Origin of the sequence: Streptomyces tateyamensis (assembly GCF_003205575.1) — a bacterium.
Taxonomy (GTDB): domain Bacteria; phylum Actinomycetota; class Actinomycetes; order Streptomycetales; family Streptomycetaceae; genus Kitasatospora; species Kitasatospora tateyamensis.
In genome coordinates this window covers 12687-13489 of sequence record NZ_PYBW01000201.1, presented here as the reverse complement: position 1 = coordinate 13489, position 803 = coordinate 12687, and the positions used below count along the sequence as shown (strand labels likewise).

Below are 803 nucleotides of genomic sequence, written 5' to 3'. Positions count from 1 at the left end.
CCCAGAGCGAGCTGTGCGGACGCCCGCCCTTCCCGCCGTTCGCGACCACCGTGTGGGCGACCAGGCGGCCGTCGGGCGAGACGGCCGGCGCCAGGGCGGCGGCAGCGTCCGCCACCAGTTCGGCCGTGAGCTGGTCGGTCAGGTCGGGTCGCTCGGTCGGGCCGGTCGGTGGGGGAGTCGACTGCGGTGCGGGGTGCGGCATGCGGACTGCCCTTCGCTCGTCAGGACGGCAGGCGGACATCCTGTCGCACCGTCGGGTCTGCGTCAGTCGGATTTCGGCTGCCGGGCCGCGGGCGGACCTGCCTCGGACGCCGCGTCACCGGCCCGCCGTGGCACCGGGGTTGCTGCCAGACGGCGTACGGCGCCGCAAAAGCGGAACGGGCCGTCACCGAGTCATCGGTGACGGCCCGTTCCCGGCCGGGTGATCACGCGCTGAGGCTGGTCAGAGCGCGGCGCGCCTGCCGGCTGGTGCGCTCGGCGCGGTTCTTCAGGCGCAGCGCGCGGGCGACGCGGTGCTGCTCGGCGTCGCGCAGTCGCGCGTCGATCATGGCCCGCGCGGTGTCGAGGTGGTACGTCATGGCGATCTCCCCCTGGAGTGGTGGCCGGCCCGTCGACATCACCTCGATGTCGGTCCTCCGGGCCGCCCTGTGGTTACGATTCTACACCATCTTGAGCTGAACGCCTTTCATTTCTCGCCCATCCTCTTAAGTTTGCCTTTTGATCAAAGGATCGCCATCTTCGGCAACTTCGGCATTCATGGCAAATCATCCCAAAAGTGGATCTTTCTCCCCGTCAGTGGGACG

Annotated in this window: 3 protein-coding genes; 1 reads left to right on the top strand and 2 read right to left on the bottom strand. The window is 69.6% G+C overall.

What is annotated here, in order from left to right; all coding sequences use genetic code 11:
• Together C7C46_RS32460 and C7C46_RS35535 are read right to left on the bottom strand one after the other, a co-directional pair.
• A partial coding sequence (locus C7C46_RS32460; RefSeq protein WP_220040741.1) for a hypothetical protein occupies positions 1-202 on the bottom strand: 202 nt, incomplete at its 3' end.
• A gap of 223 nt (positions 203-425) precedes the next feature.
• On the bottom strand, positions 426-578 hold the full coding sequence (locus tag C7C46_RS35535) for a hypothetical protein (protein WP_181442655.1): 153 nt from the start codon (positions 576-578) through the stop codon (positions 426-428).
• Between C7C46_RS35535 and C7C46_RS36075 the strand changes: the two genes are divergently transcribed.
• The coding region (locus C7C46_RS36075; RefSeq protein ID WP_220040740.1) for a hypothetical protein at positions 567-803 on the top strand (237 nt) is incomplete at its 3' end. The genes C7C46_RS35535 and C7C46_RS36075 overlap by 12 nt on opposite strands.